Raw genomic sequence first — 13,949 nt, 5'->3', positions numbered from 1 at the left:
ACGCAATTTTTCGAAAATATTGATGTTGTTTAATGTTTAGATAAGTCTGTATAGCCATTTTATTGATAATAATTTACTATTTTTTAAAATTAAAATGATTGATTATTCAAGTTTTTTTAAACGATTAATAATATCATCATAATAGGTTTGAGTGTCGCGATAACTAGTTTGTAGGTTTTGAACGTAAGTCTTTGTACGTGCTATATTTTCAGAATTATATTTAATACGATCTTTTAAGACCGTCGGTACAGTTTTGCCTGTGCGATAATATTCAATTTCTTGTCGTTTTAATAAAATACGGTCATTTTGAATTTGTTTAAGATTCTGATTTTGTAAGGCAATTTGCTGTTTGATATTTGCTAGAGCTTCATTTTTCTTAGTAATAGCAACACTAGAGTTGCTATAAGCACGTTTCAAGCGAGAGTCTTGTTCTGATTTTCGCAGTTCATCGGCACGAGAAGAAGATTGTTGTAAATCTTTTTCTACATTATAAGCTTTGCTACGCTTGATCACCTGCATATTACGGTCAAGTGCTTCATAACCATTTTTTATATGCGCAGGTGTCACAGAGCTGCTGATATTGGCAACGCCATTTTTGTCATAATATCTATACCAAGTCGCTTTAGGCTGTTGGCTCTCTGCAAAGCTGAATGAAGCTGTACAAAGCATGATCATAGACAAGACAGTGCTTGTTATTTTTATTGTTTTTTTACCTATGTTTTGGCAATAGAATTTTTTTTCCATAAAAAGTTTGCCATCCCCAAAATTAAAGTAATTTACTTGATTTTCAAATAAGTCTATTATCATTTTAGGACGTTAAATGACTTAAATAAACAATAAAGTTTTAAAATACAGCAGAATATTTTTTTTTATGTGAGATTTATTGTAGTTTTAGTTATGAAGTGAGATTCTCGACAAGAAATGCTCATTGATAAAGTTAGTTAATATATGTTAAAAAATGCTAACTAATTGTAAAAATAATTCTGTTCAGCACAATTCAATCCAAGCTTACGGAAAGGGGTATTAAATGGACGATAAATTTCAAAATCTAAAAGTCATGGTTATTGATGATTCTAAAACCATTCGTCGTACTGCTGAAACATTATTGCAAAGAGAAGGTTGTGAAGTTGTCACTGCTGTAGATGGTTTCGAAGCACTTTCTAAAATTGCAGAAGCGAATCCAGATATTGTATTTGTCGATATTATGATGCCACGTTTAGATGGCTATCAAACTTGTGCTTTGATTAAAAATTCTCAAAATTATCAAAATATTCCAGTCATCATGTTATCAAGTAAAGATGGCTTGTTTGATCAGGCAAAAGGACGTGTTGTCGGTTCTGACGAATATTTAACAAAACCATTTAGTAAAGATGAATTATTAAATGCGATACGCAATCATGTGAGCGCTTAAAAGGTTAATTGGGGGGATGTAATGGCGAGAATCTTAATAGTTGATGATTCACCGACAGAAATGTTTAGATTTAAAGAAATTTTAACAAAACATGGATTTGATGTTTTAGAAGCAACCAACGGTGCAGATGGTATTACACTTGCACAAGCAGAGTTGCCAGATTTAGTGCTTATGGATGTGGTTATGCCTGGTGTTAACGGTTTTCAGGCAACTCGACAAATAGCACGTGGTGCAACGACAAAACATATTCCAATTGTTATTGTCAGTACTAAAGATCAGGAAACAGATCGTGTTTGGGGAAAACGTCAAGGTGCGTGTGATTATCTAACAAAACCAATCGATGAGAGTCAGCTAATCAATACGATTAAGCAGCATCTTCAAGCAGGATAATGTATGGCAGCAAATGGATTTATCGAATTACTTCGATTGTCTAAGCGGGGAAATAAAAATTACGCGGACAACGAAAGTGAAGTAAGCCGATGGTCAGGCATTGCATTTGAAATGATGGGGCAATATTTTGTTGCTCCATTAGGTGAGGTTTCTGAGGTGATATACCCGCCGAAATATACACCAGTTCCCAATGTTCAGGGCTGGGTAAAAGGTTTAGCGAATATTCGCGGACGGTTATTGTCAGTTTCAGATTTGGCTTTTTATTTGTCGGGGCAGAGAAGCCAATTTTTACCCACTCAGAAAGTCTTATGTATTAGTCATAATGACCACTATGTCGGACTGATCGTAGATCAGGTTTTGGGGATTCAACATTTTAATAAAAAAGGTTTTTTTTCTACAAATAATGAATTAGAAGAAAATCTTCAAACGTATTGTCAAGGTTATTTCCAACAGCATAATCAGGCTTGGAATGTATTTTTGTTTAGTCGTTTGTTAAATGATACTCAATACATGAATGCATCAGAAAAATTTATAAACTAGCTTTGGCGCCTATAATAGAGTTAAGCGAACCGGGAGAAGCTGAATGGGCTTTAAACTAAAGAAAAAGAATACAGGGGATACTGCTCTAAAAAGTAGTCCAGGCGTATTAACAAAAGCCAAATCAAAAATTGATGATTTTGCGAAACTATTTGGAGAGAGTGATAAATCAAAGCCATTCATTCATATGGCGCTTGTCAGTATCATTGTCGCAATCATTTTACTTTTGATTTTGTTCTATACCGTTCCTCGAAGTAACGACTTAACTCGTAGTTTGGGTGAATTAAAACTTTTATCTCAAACTTTATCTCGTCAAGCAACTGAAGCGACAGCATCAGGCAGTAAAGAGTCAATTGAAGCACTTAAAGTTTCACAGAATAAATTCAAAGAAAACTTGGAAGTTGTGAAAGATATTCACGCATCTTCTAAAGAAGTTGCGAATGTTGAAAAAACGTGGAAACAAGTTTCTGCTGATATTGACATGATCACGACACATCAAAAAATCATTAATCAATTATATGACACCAATATTGCAGTTTCGGATGTAATTCCGGGGATGCAGGCAGAATATAACTTAATGGTTGACCAAATGGCACGTGATGATATGCCAAGTACTCAGGTGGTTATTGCCAAGAACCAAGTATTCCTTGCGGAACGTATTTTACGTTCGATTGGTTCTGTACTCGGTGGTTCGGATAATACTCGTGCATCTGCAGAAGATTTTAATGCCGATACAGAAACATTTGGTACATATTTAGATGCGCAATTAAACGGCAATCCTGAGTTGGGTGTAATACGTATTGATAAGCCTGAATTACGTGAGTCATTAGAAAGCATTAAAGCTGACTATAGCGAAATTGTGAAATTGGCATCAAATTCGGTACTTAAAAACTCAGATCAAATTTTTAAAGTGCGTCAAGCGTCTGCAAGTATCTTCGCTGAGTCTGATAATTTATTGAAAGGTTTGAATAGACTTTCAATCAATACAGGTGCTGGAACAATTTTACCTGCTTTGATTCTAATCTTTGCTTTAGGCACGTTCTTATTTGCAGTATTTAAATTACTTGGTTTACGTAGTGAATCAGATAAAGTTCGTGTAACTCGTTTACAGGATGAATATGACCGTAACCAGAATGCAATTTTACGTCTACTGGATGAGATTGCAGACTTGGCAGATGGTGATTTGCGTTCATATGCAACAGTATCCGAAGACTTTACGGGAGCAATTGCCGACTCGATTAACTTTGCAATCGATCAGTTACGTGACCTTGTATCTCGAATTAATGATACATCACAAGAAGTTGCACAATATACCCAAAATACGCAGGACATTACCAACCAGTTAGCTGAAGCTTCTGAACATCAGGCGCAAGAAATTGCTGGTGCTTCTACAGCGATTAATGAAATTGCACAATCTATTGACCACGTATCAGCAAATGCTGCTGAGTCTGCGGAAGTAGCACAGCGTTCGGTACAAATTGCGTCAAATGGTGCAGATGTTGTAAACCGTTCTATTGAAGGTATGGATACAATTCGTGAGCAGATTCAAGAAACATCGAAACGTATTAAACGTCTGGGTGAGTCTTCTCAAGAGATTGGTAACATTGTCTCGTTGATTAACGATATTGCCGATCAAACGAATATCTTGGCATTGAATGCTGCAATTCAAGCGTCAATGGCAGGTGAAGCAGGTCGTGGTTTCGCCGTGGTAGCAGATGAGGTACAGCGTCTTGCGGAGCGTTCAGCTTCTGCAACGAAACAGATTGAAACACTGGTTAAAACGATTCAGACCGATACCAACGAAGCTGTAATTTCGATGGAACAAACCACGTCTGAGGTTGTACGTGGTGCGAACCTTGCGAAAGATGCGGGTGTTGCATTGGATGAGATTCAATCTGTATCGAGTAACTTGGCGACATTGATTGAGAGTATTTCTGAGTCTGCGAAATTACAGTCGGCATCTGCAGGTCATATTGCAAATACGATGAATGTCGTACAGGAAATTACGTCTCAAACAACAGGTGCTACGTTTGACACTGCTCGTTCAGTATCTGAATTGGCGAATATGGCAGATTCATTACGTCAATCTGTTTCAGACTTTAAACTACCTGAATAAAACGATTGGTATCCTATGTATATTTTTATTTTGCAGATATACATAGGATCATGAAAGCCTTCTAAAGTCATTCAGTCTGATTAAAATTTTGATCGGTTTTAGTCCCATAGAAGGGAACTAACATAGAAGCCTGAGCTATGAAAGAAATATTAAAACATTTAGTGGAACACGTTACTTTACCTGAAGATGCATATATTGATCAGGACGATGAAATTTTAGAAATTTTTGTAGAAGAACTCGAAGAAATTTTTGAATTATTAGCGCCCGTACTTGAGCAATGGAAGATCGAACCTCAAGACGAATTTTTGGTCACTATTCGCCGTTATTTCCATACTCTAAAAGGGTCTGGACGTATGGTTGGTGCTAAGAGCTCAAGTGAGCTTGCATGGACAGTAGAAGATACTTTAAATCGAATCATTGCGAAAAATTTAGAATTGACGCCAACGATTCAAAAATATGTCGATACCGTATTCAATATTTATAAATATAAACTTTATGCTGAGTTTTCAAATAAACGATCGCATCATATCGATTTAGCGCCCTTGGTGTTTTTGGGGCAACAATTACAACAAAAACAAAGCTTAGAACCTGCTTTGGATGATTTGCTTTTATTATCAAAAAGTTTGAATAATGAAAATGCAATAACAGGTTTGGAAATTAATGATCAGGATCTTACTCCAGTAATATCTGAGCATGAAAATGTGCCTGTAGCTGAAGTGTCTTTTGTAGAATCACATGTAGAAGATAACTTAGACTCAGAAACATTGGCTATATTTGTCGAAGAGTCTGAAGAACACCTTGCGGTTATTAATGCATTTTTACACGTGGAAGAGCATACTTCAGAGCAATATAATCGTTTGATTCGCGCATTACATACATTGCGTGGAAGTTCTTCAATGGCGCATGTGAGTGATGTCTTTGAAGCAAGTACCAAAGTCGAACACTTATTTAAAGTTTTGGTGCAAGAAGATACCGAATCTTCGAGAAATGAAAATGCGTTACTGACGCACTATGCCGAATTTGTCAGTGACTATTTGCACATTTTAAAACAAAAAGGTCCGCAAGACACTGAACTTAAAAATATTTATCGAAAATTCAATGATGCATGGGATCGTTACGACTTCCAAAATCAATATCAGCATGAAAATGACAATCAAGTTGGCTTAGTTTCACAACTGGTTGATTTGGAAATTGATTTGTTATTGGATGCTGAGTTTGAATTTGATAAACGTGCTCAAGTTGAATATCCAAACTATTTCCAACAACTCAGCCAACAAGCGCAATTACTGGTAGAACATAGTAATAATCGTGCATCTCTTGGTATTCATGATTTCAGCCTTGGGTTGAAAGATAGTTATGATCAAGTGTTGGCAAAACCTGATTTGCTTAATACCGATTATGCATTTGAGATATTCTCAAAAGCACATCAAGAGTTTATTCATTTATTTGATACTTTAGCATCTGGGCAACGTGTGAGTTTAGATGATTCAGCCCAAGCAATTTTGGTTGAATTGCATGATTATCTTCATCAAGAAATTGAAGCGACTGAAGGTAAAGTTACCACTCCTGCTGTTGAAGCAAATACTGTTGAAATGAGCCCAGTTGAGTCCGTCGGTAATTATGTACTGACTCAAATTAATAAAGATAAGCAAGCGATTGATCTTGAAAATACTCATAACGATTTTGATGCAGATGTGCTCGATATTTTTATTGAGGAAGCAGATGAATTATTGGTCGGAATGGATCAAGACTTAAATACTTGGTCAAGTCGTCCAAATGATACCACTGCGTTAAATAATCTCATGCGTTATTTGCATACCTTAAAAGGTGGTGCAAATATGGTTCAAGCGAATCATATTGGTTTGATTGCACATGAATTAGAAACAATTTATGAGCGTGTGATTAAAGGTCAATTGAAAGTAACACCACAAATTATTCAATCAATTCGCTTGATTCAGGATGATGTTGCGGATCGTATTCAATTAATTCGTGAAAAATCGATTGATTATCCAGCTGTACATATTCTTTCAGTATTAGAAAATATTGACCAGCAGCGTCCATTGGATACACCACAAGACACAGTTAAGCCTGAAATTCAGCAACAATTTACCAGTGATTTTAACGAATTACATGAAGTTGATTATGTTTCAGATGATATTGTCCAGCCAATTGATGAAGAACTATCTGCTACTGAATTACTGCAACTCAATGCAGATGATGCCGATTTAGATCCAGTTGAAATGATTGCACATGAAACCTTTATCGAGGAAGCACGTGAGCTGATTGATGATGGTTTGAGAATATTAGGTCAGTGGTTTGATCAACGGAGTAATCGTAGTTTACTTCTTCAATTACAGCGTATTGCACACAGCTTGAAAGGCGGTGCAAAAATGGTGAAATTGGAAGAAGTTGCTGATATTTCTTATGAATTAGAAAATGCTTTTGAGCGATTTGCTTTACATAATTTTAGCTCCAATGTTTATGATGGATTACTTGAAAAAACCTTTAAATGGCTAGATGCCGCAATATTCCAACGCAATTATGATAATTTTAATGGCTTAAAATCAAACTTACACGGAATTGAATACGTTGATGTATCAGCGCAGCTTCCTGATAAATTATCACGTAGCAATTTACAGTTTGAAGCATCCACAAATGAATTTATTCAAGGCGATGGAGCAGAGCCACCATCAATGTTAGGTGAATGGGATCTTTCAGAAAAAACTGAAGCCAATAGTGAGATGATTCGTATCTCTGCGGATTTGGTTGAGAAAATGATTGACCTCTCTGGTGAAAATGCAATTAACCGTTCACGTATCGAGATGGATTTGGGGCAGTTGGGGAATACCTTGACTGATATGGAGTTGGCGATTCAACGTTTGGCGGATCAGTTACGTCGAATGGAAGGTGAGCTTGAGTCACAAATTATTGCCAAACATGGTGATTTAATCGGTTCACGTTATGCAGATTTTGATGCATTAGAAATGGATCAATATTCATCATTGAATCAATTGTCAAAATCATTGGCGGAATCTGCATCTGACTTGGTTGACTTTAAAACGACATTGGCTGAAAAAATCCGTGATACAGAAGGTTTATTGCTTCAACAGTCACGTATTCAAGCCGAAATTCAAGAGAGTTTGATGCGTACGCGTTTGGTACCATTTTCTCGTTTATTGCCACGTTTACAACGCTTAGTACGCCAAACATCTTCTACAGTAAATAAACCGACAGAACTGGTGGTGAATAACACTGAAGGTGAATTAGACCGTAATATTTTGGAAAAGTTGGTTTCTCCATTAGAACACATGCTTCGAAATGCAATTGACCATGGTATTGAAGATGCAGAACAGCGTCAGAAATTGGGTAAACCACTGACTGGGCGTATCGATCTTAATATTACCCGTCAAGGTACCGATGTTTTGGTTTCCTTTAATGATGATGGTAAAGGGATTGATCCAAAGATTATTCATGCCAAAGCAGTTGAAAAAGGTTTAATCGAAGCTGAACAAAATTTAGAAGCTGCGGAAATTTTACAATTCATCTTCCACCCTGGTTTTAGTACTGCGCAGCAAGTGACGCAAATATCAGGTCGTGGTGTTGGACTAGATGTCGTACAAAGCGAAATTAAACTATTGGGTGGTCAGGTTACGGTCAGTTCTGAACTGGGCAAAGGCTCAACATTTACGATTCGTGTACCAACCACTGTAGCCGTCAGTGATGCCTTGATGGTAAAAGTTGGCGACCAACAATTCGCTGTACCATTATCGCAAATTGATCGTATCGTTCGAATTTCACCTGCTGCATTAGAAGAATACTTTGAAACGCAGAAGGACTATTTTGATATCGATTTCCAAAGTTATAAATTGCGTTATTTGGGCGAATTTACTGCGAATCAAATCACGCCACGTTTACATGGTATTGCACATTCACTCCCTGTATTGCTCATTAAAGGCAGCATGGGGCAGTCGATTGCAATTCTGGTCGATCAGCTGATTGGTTCACGTTCACAAATTGTCGTAAAACCAATTGGGAAGCAATTCGCTTCGATCAACGAGATTGCAGGGGCAACGATTCTGGGTGATGGTCAAGTATGCTTGATTTTAGATGGTCAAAGTATTGCTCGACAAGTCCAAGGTTCGACTCGTAGTAGTGCTGCACATCTGAATCAAGACAAACAACGTCATCGTGATCAACGTCGTTTAATTATGATCGTGGATGACTCGGTAACGGTTCGTAAGGTGACATCACGTCTCTTGGAGCGTCAAGGTTTCGATGTTATTACTGCCAAAGATGGTGTAGATGCCATAGAGCAGCTTGAAAATACCAAACCAGATTTGATGCTCTTGGATATTGAGATGCCACGTATGGATGGATTTGAAGTGACGAACTTAGTCCGTCACCATGAAGTTCATCGTGATTTACCGATTATTATGATTACCTCACGTACAGGTGAAAAACACCGTGAGCGTGCGTTTAGCTTAGGGGTAACGAATTATATGGGTAAACCATTCCAAGAAGCTGATTTGTTAGAAAATATTGACGCATTGTTGACGGTTAAATAGGAGTAATCATGGCTAAGAATATCGAAAAATCAGCTCTTGATAAAATTAGTACACAGGAATTACAACATCTAATTACTGTATCCACTGGTTTTATTGATGCTTATATTATTGATTGCTATGAGAAAGCACCGATGTTGTTGCCACAAAACATCGTACTTTCGGCTCAGGATAGTGCAACACATGTAAAAGCTGTTGAATGGCATGAAAAGGAATTACCTACTTTTAGTGTCAGTGATCCGAAAAAAACATTAGGGGTGGCTTTAATCATTGAAGGCGAAGACGCGGATGAGCGTTTTGCTTTGATGTGTAATGAAATGCCAGAGTCTATTCGTTTGCGTATTTCTGAAGTGATTGATGCGGAAAATAAAACGAAGGATAAAACGATTTTACAGCATGTGAAAATTGGGGATAGTATTTATCATGTTCCTGATCTAGATCAAATTCAGGTACAAATTGGGCTTAAGAAAGCTTAATTGAATGCTCAACAATTCTAAATAGAAAAGGACGTTTTAAACGTCCTTTTCTACATTCACAATGTATAGAAAAACTATGCCAGTAATTCTATTAAAATTTGTTCATAAATCTCAGCCAAAGGCTCTAATTCATCAATATTTACATGTTCATTGATTTGATGAATGGTGGCATTTAAAACACCTAATTCAAGTACCTGTGCGCCAGTAGGTGCAATAAAACGTCCATCCGATGTACCACCACTGGTCGAAAGTTCAGTTTCTGTACCAGTAACATTTTTAATGGCATTTTTTGCAGCATTCACCAATTCACCAACAGGGGTTAAGAATGGTAATCCTGACAATGTCCAATGAATATCATAGTCAAAATTATACTGATCTAAAATATCTAAAACACGTTGTTTTAATTGTTCTGCAGTCACTTCGGTTGAATAACGGAAGTTAAAGGTCACCGTCATTGTACCAGGAACGACATTGGTTGCACCTGTTCCTGCTTGAATATTTGAAACTTGGAACGTAGTGGCAGGAAAGTATTCATTACCATTGTCCCAAACAGTATCACACAGTTCTGTAATTGCTTTAGAAGCAATATGAATGGGGTTGATTGCTAAATGTGGGTATGCAACATGACCTTGCTTACCTTTTACAGTCAGCACGGCATTGAGTGAACCACGACGACCATTTTTAATAATATCACCCAAAGTATTGGTGCTTGATGGTTCACCGACCAGACACCACGTCATTTTTTCATTACGTGCTTCTAATGTTTCAATAACTTTGACGGTACCGTTGATCGATGGACCTTCTTCATCTGACGTGATTAAAAATGCAATCGAACCTTTATGATCTGGATGCTTTTTTACAAAGCGTTCAGAGGCAACAACCATGGCTGCCAATGCAGTTTTCATGTCGGCACTGCCACGTCCATAAAGTTTACCATCACGTATTTCTGGTAAAAATGGATCAGATTCCCAAGCATCTAAATGACCCGTTGGAACCACATCTGTATGACCTGCAAAGCAAAAAACAGGGGAGCTTGTACCACGTCTTGCCCAAAGATTATCAACATCTTCAAAACGCATATTTTCAATATTAAAACCAATAGCGGCTAAACGCTCAGCCATGATGGTTTGACAGTTATGATCAACAGGGGTCACAGAGGGTTGACGAAGAAGTTGTAAGCTAAGATCTAAAGTATCCGAGTGATTCATGAACAAAAATCGATTAATCAAATTATTTGATATAATAGAGGAAGATATATCTGAATGAAAACCTAAATGCAAAAAGTCGCTCATTGAAACGCAGATTAAACTGTCACTTTGCCTTTATATCTTTTAAAATGATATCAATGCGATGCATTTATACTGGATAAATCGTTAAATTAAAGCAAAAAATAGCCCTATTCGTTGATAAGGCTATGATCGTATAGATGAAGTTTACAATTTATTTTCAGCTTTTTCAGCTGTATTTGTTACAGCATCACCCGCTTTAGAAACATCTTTACCCATGCCTTTGAAAGTATTACAACCTGTTAAAACAAATGCAATCAGCAGTGAAGCAGCAAAAATTTTTTTCATTAACATCTCCATTTGTAAGCTTTTTAGATGTTTGTTTAGCATACAGAATTACAAATTATGGAAATAGATTTTTTTATAAGACAATTGGTTAAACTGTGTATTTGATTGTATGAATAATTACATGCTATTTACACTGTAAATGATCATTGTGATTTGTAAAAAATTAACGGTGCTTGCCTATACATATAAAATTCTTGTGTATTTTTATTGTGATAAAGCCCATTACACCACCAATGCGCTGTTGGCGATGTCTGCTCTAAGTTTGGACAAATCCATTCATGTCTTTGTAAACGATAAAAATGATCGTCAAGATTGTGTGGAATATTGTAGCCCCAATGACCAAGTCGTCTTTTGTTATTGATCCATTCTGGCAAGGTGCTATTGCTTTGATATTGAGGTATATAAAGTTGACCTTTCAGAACCATTAACTTTTTTTCAATTTTAAAATCGAGCACTTGATTGAATTGAAACTGTTTTGCGGAGAAATGGTTCAATTTACGAAACAAGGTGTCACTACGATTTAAACCATACCAATTTAAAAGCGCTAAATCTGATTCACCTAGATAATATTTTAGCGCCACTTCCCATTGTTCAATTTGTTGTGTGGCAAGATTGAGAACTAAAAAATCAATTTCCCCTACAGTATTTTTCCCTGCAATGATTTGAATGCTGTGTTGAATCAACTGAAAATGTTGATTGGCTCTATCTTGTAGCCAAAACCAGAATAAATATTCAAACCTTAATCCCAGACGGGTACTTTTTAATTGCTGCAAAAATGCAATTAATGGTTCTGGGTCTTTATCTAACTCAGTTAATCTAAACTGATAATCTTCAAATTGTTGTTGCCAAAAATCTTGAGGGTGTAGTTCGAAATGATTTTGAATATCTAAAGATTGTGGAATACGTTGAAGTATATTTGGACTTGCAATGCAAAACGCGAGCTGACGCACAATTGGATGCTTATAGCTTAACCACGGTTCAAAAAGCGTTGTCATAGGATCTGTTCTCAATAAAAACTCCACAATCTATTATGCAATAAGAATATCGCTGAATTGATGCTTGATATAAAGAAAACATATCAATATTTATTTATTTTTCGATTAAAAATATTGAACAACATACATTCTTATACGCAACAAAAAATAAAATAGCGAGAGCCGGCTTAAAACTGACGAACCCAATCATTTGGGCGTTATACTCGTCACATTGGTAGATTGAGTAAATGTATGAAAAATTTGTTTTGGCGAATATTAGTCGTCGTTTTTATTGTTCTTGGTTTTATCGGAGCAATATTACCAGGCATGCCAACAACAGTTTTTCTTATTTTAGCTGCATGGGCTGCATCAAAAGGGTGGCCGCAAGTCGATTATTGGTTGCTTAATCATCCTAAATACGGTGCGACGCTAAGAGCATGGCGTGAAAATGGTACAGTTCCACGCAAAGCCAAATGGTTTGCCAGTATCATGATGCTAATGAGTGGTGTGATCATGTTATTTACCAATGCACCTCTAGCAGTTAAAATTTTCACAGATTTAACTATGCTTATTGTTTCAATTTGGCTTTGGTCACGTCCTGAGCCTAAAATTGTTGTGAAGCCAGAATCAGAAATTGAAAATTAAAAACAAAATTTAAGATATTCGCAGATCGTTTTTATACATATATAGAGTCATAGATGTTGTTGATGAGTACAAGGTTGCGAAAATAAAGATTTTTAGATCAGCTCACTTATTAATAGTTGATTGTTATTTGATCGGCTTAAGTTGAGTGGATAAAAAAATGAAAAAGAACGCAATTTTTAACCCACGAAATATTCCGATAAATAGATAAATAATAACCAAAAAAGCAGTTATTTATTGAAAATCATCTATTTTTTAATCACTCAAACGCAAAAAGGTTAAATCATGGATAAAAGCGTTTGACACACACTCTATATTCTCTATAATGCACCTCACAAACGATGAAGTCGTTAGGGCGCTTAGCTCAGTTGGTAGAGCGTCTGCCTTACAAGCAGGTTGTCGGCGGTTCGATCCCGTCAGCGCCCACCAAGCTTTAATGTTGAATTTATAGTGCAGCGGTAGTTCAGTTGGTTAGAATATCGGCCTGTCACGCCGAGGGTCGCGGGTTCGAGTCCCGTCCGCTGCGCCACTTAAATTCTTCAGTCGTTTGTTTGCAATTTTATATTGTCAAAGTGCAGCGGTAGTTCAGTTGGTTAGAATATCGGCCTGTCACGCCGAGGGTCGCGGGTTCGAGTCCCGTCCGCTGCGCCACTTTACATAAAGATTGCAATAGGGTGTAATGCCTGATTAGGGTTTGATTGATTTTTTAGTTAATCCTCACTCAGGGCGCTTAGCTCAGTTGGTAGAGCGTCTGCCTTACAAGCAGGTTGTCGGCGGTTCGATCCCGTCAGCGCCCACCAGCTTTAATGTTGGATATATGCAGCGGTAGTTCAGTTGGTTAGAATATCGGCCTGTCACGCCGAGGGTCGCGGGTTCGAGTCCCGTCCGCTGCGCCATTTATCTTTGTTCCTGAGATGAAGATACATTGGCCTGTAATACTTAGTGACACGTTTTTAAAAAAGTAATAATATTTTTTTATTACCTATTAAAAACAATAAGATTTGATTATCTTATATTTTAAGGATGAACATTAGAAAAGTCTTAGATTTTATCTTTTGTTTAAGCAAAGTTATACTTTGTTGAATCCTACTCAGGGCGCTTAGCTCAGTTGGTAGAGCGTCTGCCTTACAAGCAGGTTGTCGGCGGTTCGATCCCGTCAGCGCCCACCAACTTTAATGTTGGATATATGCAGCGGTAGTTCAGTTGGTTAGAATATCGGCCTGTCACGCCGAGGGTCGCGGGTTCGAGTCCCGTCCGCTGCGCCATT

Annotated in this window: 11 protein-coding genes and 7 tRNA genes; 14 read left to right on the top strand and 4 right to left on the bottom strand. The window is 37.1% G+C overall.

The genetic code is table 11. The features are described 5' to 3' along the window. Nucleotides 1–102 precede the first annotated feature (102 nt). Nucleotides 103–744, bottom strand: a complete 642-nt coding sequence (locus ACG94X_RS12235; protein ID WP_419384000.1) for a hypothetical protein — start codon at nucleotides 742–744, stop codon at nucleotides 103–105. Nucleotides 745–1,027: 283 nt separating this feature from the next. Between ACG94X_RS12235 and pilG the strand changes: the two genes are divergently transcribed. From pilG to ACG94X_RS12205, 6 genes are all read left to right on the top strand, one after another. Continuing rightward, nucleotides 1,028–1,411, top strand: coding sequence for a twitching motility response regulator PilG (pilG, locus tag ACG94X_RS12230; protein ID WP_004827613.1), 384 nt, complete (start codon nucleotides 1,028–1,030; stop codon nucleotides 1,409–1,411). A 21-nt stretch (nucleotides 1,412–1,432) separates the two neighbouring features. Beyond that, nucleotides 1,433–1,801, top strand: a complete 369-nt coding sequence (locus ACG94X_RS12225; protein WP_419383999.1) for a response regulator — start codon at nucleotides 1,433–1,435, stop codon at nucleotides 1,799–1,801. Nucleotides 1,802–1,804: 3 nt separating this feature from the next. After that, nucleotides 1,805–2,341: a chemotaxis protein CheW gene (locus tag ACG94X_RS12220; protein WP_419383998.1), complete on the top strand. Its 537-nt coding sequence runs from the start codon at nucleotides 1,805–1,807 to the stop codon at nucleotides 2,339–2,341. 43 nt (nucleotides 2,342–2,384) lie between these two features. Then, nucleotides 2,385–4,454: a methyl-accepting chemotaxis protein gene (locus ACG94X_RS12215; RefSeq protein WP_419383997.1), complete on the top strand. Its 2,070-nt coding sequence runs from the start codon at nucleotides 2,385–2,387 to the stop codon at nucleotides 4,452–4,454. A 137-nt stretch (nucleotides 4,455–4,591) separates the two neighbouring features. Further along, nucleotides 4,592–9,019 carry a hybrid sensor histidine kinase/response regulator gene (locus tag ACG94X_RS12210; protein ID WP_419383996.1) on the top strand — a complete coding sequence of 1,476 codons (4,428 nt, stop codon included), beginning with the start codon at nucleotides 4,592–4,594 and terminating at the stop codon, nucleotides 9,017–9,019. 8 nt (nucleotides 9,020–9,027) lie between these two features. Then, complete coding sequence (locus tag ACG94X_RS12205) at nucleotides 9,028–9,492, top strand: hypothetical protein (RefSeq protein WP_419383995.1); 465 nt, start codon at nucleotides 9,028–9,030, stop codon at nucleotides 9,490–9,492. A gap of 74 nt (nucleotides 9,493–9,566) precedes the next feature. Here ACG94X_RS12205 and dapE read toward each other — a convergent pair whose 3' ends face one another. From dapE to ACG94X_RS12190, 3 genes are all read right to left on the bottom strand, one after another. Next, nucleotides 9,567–10,700 carry a succinyl-diaminopimelate desuccinylase gene (dapE, locus tag ACG94X_RS12200; protein WP_419383994.1) on the bottom strand — a complete coding sequence of 378 codons (1,134 nt, stop codon included), beginning with the start codon at nucleotides 10,698–10,700 and terminating at the stop codon, nucleotides 9,567–9,569. A gap of 225 nt (nucleotides 10,701–10,925) precedes the next feature. Beyond that, a complete protein-coding gene (locus ACG94X_RS12195; RefSeq protein ID WP_419383993.1) occupies nucleotides 10,926–11,066 on the bottom strand; it encodes an entericidin A/B family lipoprotein in 141 nt (46 codons plus the stop codon). Nucleotides 11,067–11,209: 143 nt separating this feature from the next. Continuing rightward, entirely contained in the window at nucleotides 11,210–12,061 is an 852-nt protein-coding gene (locus tag ACG94X_RS12190; RefSeq protein ID WP_419384067.1) for a DUF1853 family protein, read from the bottom strand. A gap of 231 nt (nucleotides 12,062–12,292) precedes the next feature. Here ACG94X_RS12190 and ACG94X_RS12185 point away from each other — a divergent pair, with 231 nt between their 5' ends. The 8 genes from ACG94X_RS12185 to ACG94X_RS12150 all read left to right on the top strand — a co-directional run bounded on the left by ACG94X_RS12185 (nucleotide 12,293) and on the right by ACG94X_RS12150 (nucleotide 13,947). Then, the gene (locus ACG94X_RS12185) at nucleotides 12,293–12,685 is read left to right on the top strand and encodes a YbaN family protein (protein ID WP_419383992.1); all 393 of its coding nucleotides are present in this window, start codon (nucleotides 12,293–12,295) and stop codon (nucleotides 12,683–12,685) included. A gap of 350 nt (nucleotides 12,686–13,035) precedes the next feature. Beyond that, nucleotides 13,036–13,111: transfer RNA gene (locus ACG94X_RS12180), tRNA-Val, on the top strand. Nucleotides 13,112–13,134: 23 nt separating this feature from the next. Further along, nucleotides 13,135–13,211, top strand: a tRNA-Asp gene (locus tag ACG94X_RS12175). Between the two features lie 45 nt (nucleotides 13,212–13,256). After that, nucleotides 13,257–13,333: transfer RNA gene (locus ACG94X_RS12170), tRNA-Asp, on the top strand. A 73-nt stretch (nucleotides 13,334–13,406) separates the two neighbouring features. Further along, nucleotides 13,407–13,482 (top strand) — tRNA-Val (locus ACG94X_RS12165). Nucleotides 13,483–13,501: 19 nt separating this feature from the next. Beyond that, nucleotides 13,502–13,578 (top strand) — tRNA-Asp (locus ACG94X_RS12160). Between the two features lie 197 nt (nucleotides 13,579–13,775). Next, nucleotides 13,776–13,851: transfer RNA gene (locus tag ACG94X_RS12155), tRNA-Val, on the top strand. 19 nt (nucleotides 13,852–13,870) lie between these two features. Beyond that, nucleotides 13,871–13,947: transfer RNA gene (locus ACG94X_RS12150), tRNA-Asp, on the top strand. Nucleotides 13,948–13,949: the final 2 nt, after the last annotated feature.

Source organism: Acinetobacter psychrotolerans, from assembly GCF_048552595.1.
In the GTDB taxonomy this organism is placed as follows: Bacteria; Pseudomonadota; Gammaproteobacteria; order Pseudomonadales; family Moraxellaceae; genus Acinetobacter.
The sequence above is the reverse complement of the archived record's forward strand: the minus strand, read 5'-3'. Positions and strand labels throughout refer to the sequence as shown.

Excerpts from the sequence above, each read along its gene's own strand:
- ACG94X_RS12235 (WP_419384000.1), bottom strand. The coding sequence starts at position 744 with ATGGAAAAAAAATTCTATTGCCAAAACATAGGTAAAAAAACAATAAAA.
- pilG (WP_004827613.1), top strand. The coding sequence starts at position 1,028 with ATGGACGATAAATTTCAAAATCTAAAAGTCATGGTTATTGATGATTCT.
- ACG94X_RS12225 (WP_419383999.1), top strand. The coding sequence starts at position 1,433 with ATGGCGAGAATCTTAATAGTTGATGATTCACCGACAGAAATGTTTAGA.
- ACG94X_RS12220 (WP_419383998.1), top strand. The coding sequence starts at position 1,805 with ATGGCAGCAAATGGATTTATCGAATTACTTCGATTGTCTAAGCGGGGA.
- ACG94X_RS12215 (WP_419383997.1), top strand. The coding sequence starts at position 2,385 with ATGGGCTTTAAACTAAAGAAAAAGAATACAGGGGATACTGCTCTAAAA.
- ACG94X_RS12210 (WP_419383996.1), top strand. The coding sequence starts at position 4,592 with ATGAAAGAAATATTAAAACATTTAGTGGAACACGTTACTTTACCTGAA.
- ACG94X_RS12205 (WP_419383995.1), top strand. The coding sequence starts at position 9,028 with ATGGCTAAGAATATCGAAAAATCAGCTCTTGATAAAATTAGTACACAG.
- dapE (WP_419383994.1), bottom strand. The coding sequence starts at position 10,700 with ATGAATCACTCGGATACTTTAGATCTTAGCTTACAACTTCTTCGTCAA.
- ACG94X_RS12195 (WP_419383993.1), bottom strand. The coding sequence starts at position 11,066 with ATGAAAAAAATTTTTGCTGCTTCACTGCTGATTGCATTTGTTTTAACA.
- ACG94X_RS12190 (WP_419384067.1), bottom strand. The coding sequence starts at position 12,061 with ATGACAACGCTTTTTGAACCGTGGTTAAGCTATAAGCATCCAATTGTG.
- ACG94X_RS12185 (WP_419383992.1), top strand. The coding sequence starts at position 12,293 with ATGAAAAATTTGTTTTGGCGAATATTAGTCGTCGTTTTTATTGTTCTT.